General features: G+C 32.2%; 4 protein-coding genes and 1 tRNA gene. 3 read left to right on the top strand and 2 right to left on the bottom strand.

The features are described 5' to 3' along the window. Positions 1-2 precede the first annotated feature (2 nt). Positions 3-84: transfer RNA gene (locus AADI82_RS14230), tRNA-Leu, on the bottom strand. A 146-nt stretch (positions 85-230) separates the two neighbouring features. On the opposite strand from AADI82_RS14230, the gene AADI82_RS14225 reads away from it, so the two are divergent. From AADI82_RS14225 to pth, 3 genes are all read left to right on the top strand, one after another. Further along, positions 231-1,172: a ribose-phosphate pyrophosphokinase gene (locus tag AADI82_RS14225; protein WP_034042156.1), complete on the top strand. Its 942-nt coding sequence runs from the start codon at positions 231-233 to the stop codon at positions 1,170-1,172. A gap of 102 nt (positions 1,173-1,274) precedes the next feature. Further along, on the top strand, positions 1,275-1,916 hold the full coding sequence (locus AADI82_RS14220; protein WP_341217084.1) for a 50S ribosomal protein L25/general stress protein Ctc: 642 nt from the start codon (positions 1,275-1,277) through the stop codon (positions 1,914-1,916). Between the two features lie 80 nt (positions 1,917-1,996). Next, positions 1,997-2,623: an aminoacyl-tRNA hydrolase gene (gene pth / locus AADI82_RS14215; RefSeq protein WP_341217083.1), complete on the top strand. Its 627-nt coding sequence runs from the start codon at positions 1,997-1,999 to the stop codon at positions 2,621-2,623. Between the two features lie 31 nt (positions 2,624-2,654). Here the strand turns inward: pth and AADI82_RS14210 are convergent. Further along, the coding region (locus tag AADI82_RS14210; RefSeq protein WP_341217082.1) for a T9SS type A sorting domain-containing protein at positions 2,655-3,944 on the bottom strand (1,290 nt) is incomplete at its 5' end.

Raw genomic sequence — 3,944 nt, 5'->3', positions numbered from 1 at the left:
TGTACTCAAGGTGGGAATCGAACCCACACTTCCGAAGAAACTGGATTTTGAATCCAGCGCGTCTACCAATTCCGCCACTTGAGCTTATTTTGGATAGCAAAAATATAGTTTTTTTCGATATTAAGCATAAAAATACTAGTCAATATACTTTTTAGGTTAAAATAAATGTATAAATTTGCACCTCGATAAAAATAAGGTGCTGTTTTGCGCTATAAAACAACTAGTTATCCATGCCAAACGTTATAACAGAAGCTAAAATTTTTTCTTGTACACAAAGTACAGAACTTGCTAAAAATATTGCAACTGCATATGGGGCAAGTTTAGGAAATGTAATTACTTCAACATATAGCGATGGTGAGTTTCAGCCATCTTATGAGGAGTCAATAAGAGGAACACGAATTTTTATTATAGGATCTACAAATCCTAGTTCTGAAAATTTAATGGAACTATTGCTAATGATTGATGCTGCAAAACGTGCATCTGCAAGACATATTACAGCAGTAATGCCATATTTTGGTTGGGCAAGACAAGACAGAAAAGATAAACCTAGAGTCCCTATTGCTGCAAAATTAGTAGCAAAAATGTTAGAAGCAGCAGGTGCGACTCGTATTATTACTATGGATTTGCATGCAGATCAAATACAAGGGTTTTTTGAAAAACCTGTAGATCATTTATTTGCTTCTACTATTTTCTTACCTTATTTAAAAAACTTAAACCTGCCAAATTTAACTATTGCTTCGCCAGATATGGGCGGCTCTAAAAGAGCTTATGCTTATTCTAAAGCTTTAGAAAGCGATGTGGTAATATGTTATAAGCAGCGAGCAAAAGCTAATGTGATTTCTCATATGGAATTGATTGGTAATGTAGAAGGTAAAAATGTGGTTTTGGTTGATGATATGGTTGATACAGCAGGGACATTAACAAAAGCAGCAGATTTAATGATGGAAAGAGGCGCATTAAGTGTAAGAGCCATTTGTACACATCCTATTTTGTCTGGTGATGCCTATAAAAAATTAGATAACTCAAAATTAGAAGAATTAATAGTAACAGATTCAATTCCTTTAACACAAAAAAGTAATAAAGTAAGAGTTTTGAGTTGTGCAGAATTATTCGCAAATGTTATGCATAAAGTACATCATAACAAATCAATTAGTTCTCAATTTGTAATGTAGTTTCGACTTAGGTTTACATTGAGCGAAGTCGAAATGCTCAACTACCATAAATTTGTAGTTGAAACTAAAAAAGAATATTAATTAAATTATATAAATAAACAAATGAAATCAATTACAATCAACGGATCTCAAAGAGAAAGCGTAGGCAAAAAAGCAACGAAAGCCTTACGTAATGCTGGTCAGGTTCCTTGCGTATTATACGGAGGAGATAAACCAGTGCATTTCTCTGCACCCGAATTAGCTTTCTCTAAACTTGTATACACGCCTAATGCGCATACAGTTGTGATTAATTTAGATAGCGGTGAAACTTTAAATGCGGTATTACAAGACATTCAATTTCATCCTGTAACAGACAGAATCTTACACGTAGATTTCTATCAATTATTTGAAGATAAAGAAATTGCTTTAAATATTCCTGTACAACTTGTTGGTAATTCAAGAGGTGTTAAAAACGGTGGTGTTTTAAGAAGAAACAACAGAAAATTACGTATTAAAGCACTTCCTGCAAACCTACCAGATTTTATAGAAATCGATATTACACCTTTAAAAATTGGTGACAAAGTAGCAGTTGGTGATTTACCAAGTGAAGGTTATACTTTTTTACATAACGATAATACTGTAGTATGTCGAGTGAGTACATCTAGAGTAGCAATTGTTGATGAGGAAGATGAGGAAGAAGTAGAAGAAGGTGCAGAGGGAACAAGTGCTGATACACCAGCAGAAGAGACTACAGCTCAAGAATAGATAATTTATTCTAAATTTAATATAAAAAGCATCCTGTTTTATTCAGGATGCTTTTTTATTTTTACACAAACTAAACTTTTATGTGTCAATTTTTAATCAAATTATTTAAAAAGAAAGAACATATAAAAGATACAGATTATATGAAGAAGTATTTAATAGTTGGTTTAGGAAATATAGGAGAAAAGTATCAAAATACTAGACACAACATTGGTTTTAAAGTTTTAGATTATTTTGCTAATAAAGAAAACTTGGTTTTCGAGACTCAAAAATTAGGAGACATTACCACATATAAATTAAAAGGGCGAACATTTATATTTTTAAAACCAAACACTTATATGAATTTAAGCGGAAAAGCGGTTCAATATTGGTTAATAAAAGAAAAAATTCCTTTAGAAAATGTACTAGTTATTACGGACGATTTGAATTTACCTTTTGGAAGTATTCGTTTAAAAACTAAAGGAAGCGATGGTGGACATAATGGATTAAAAGATATTCAAAATAAACTAAATACCACAAAATATAACCGTTTTAGATTTGGAATAAGTGATGCTTTCAGCAAAGGAAGACAGGTTGATTATGTTTTAGGGGAATGGACAGAAGATGAAAATGAGAAGCTAACAGAACGATTAAACAAGTCTGTAGAGCTAATAAAATCTTTTGCATTGGCAGGGATAAATAACACTATGAATGCTTTTAACGGAAAATAAAAAAGAGAAGATTTAATCTTCCCTTTTTTATTTATTCAACTATTATCTTTTTAGTAGATTTTCGTTTATCATCTTTTACTGTTAAAATATACATTCCAGATTGTACATGGTTTAAGTTTATTTTTTCATTAAAATCACCAGCATTTTTGTATTTGTTTTTATAAATAGCTCTTCCTCTTAAATCATAAACTTCTACATTAATATTGCTAGATAACGAGCTATTTAATTTTATGGTAAACTCGCCTTTATTTGGATTAGGGAAAACCGTAAAATTTTCAAAACCAAATTCTTCAATCGTTAAAGAAGCTTGCACATTAATCGTGTAATCTTCAACTTCTCCATCAAACCCATTTTCGCAAGCAGTTGGAACTTCTCCACCAAAATTACCTTCATATTTTGTTGAAACTCGCATTAAAGTACTTCCTAAAATAGCATCAGGTGGAATTGTAACTGAAAGCGGAGAGTTACCGGTTGCTCCATCAGTTACATTAAGTGCATCGCCTAAATTATATTCTTCGCCTGCATCATCAAAATCACAATCTTGATTCCAATCTATCCACACAATAGTTTTTGTTCCATAATTACCAGCAGTATTAACATTTACATTTAAATTATATGTGCTATTTCTATTTACACTTGTAGATATAGAGGTGTAATCAGAATAACCCGAAGGTTTTGCAGAAGCATTATTAATGGCACTAAACTCAACGAATGTAGTACTTGTATCATATGTTGTATCTGCAACTGAGGTACAATTACCATTAAAAAAAGGAAAAGCTATATTTTTATTTTTAGGAGAAGCCACAGTTGGCGTTCCTGTTATGGTTAGCGTATAGTTATTTTGTGGTACAGTGTTTAAATTAGAGATGGTCATGGTTACGGGGCCAGAAGTTGTCCTACTGGTTGGTGAAAACGAAACTGTTGAGGCTCCAGGATTTCCTGAAGCACTAAATGTGGTGTTTTCTGAAAAACCATTTGCGGTAACGTAATCAAAAGTATAAGTAGCAGTTACTTCATTACAGGAAATAGGGGCCAATGTTTCATTAACAATAAAAAAATCTGGATTAGCAGATATGGTAAACTCGAAATCATTAACATCATAAAAAATATTATCGGCTGCTTCTACTAATATTCTTGCTTTATCAGTGTCAGCAATTGTAGGAACAGTAAAAGTATAAGAACCATTATTAAGTGCGTTCGACACAATTGTTATGGGAAACGTAGATCCATCTGTAGATAATTTGATATTAACATTTTGGCAATTAATAGTACCATTGGTAGTTTGGCCCACAACCCACTCAATGGTTTGTGTTGTTCCTTG

It is taken from the genome of uncultured Wocania sp. (assembly GCF_964021735.1).
GTDB lineage: Bacteria > Bacteroidota > Bacteroidia > Flavobacteriales > Flavobacteriaceae > Wocania_A.
The sequence above is the reverse complement of the archived record's forward strand: the minus strand, read 5'-3'. Positions and strand labels throughout refer to the sequence as shown.

Bases quoted from the DNA above. Each gene is read 5' to 3' on its own strand.
- AADI82_RS14225 (WP_034042156.1), top strand. From the start codon at position 231: ATGCCAAACGTTATAACAGAAGCTAAAATTTTTTCTTGTACACAAAGT.
- AADI82_RS14220 (WP_341217084.1), top strand. From the start codon at position 1,275: ATGAAATCAATTACAATCAACGGATCTCAAAGAGAAAGCGTAGGCAAA.
- pth (WP_341217083.1), top strand. From the start codon at position 1,997: ATGTGTCAATTTTTAATCAAATTATTTAAAAAGAAAGAACATATAAAA.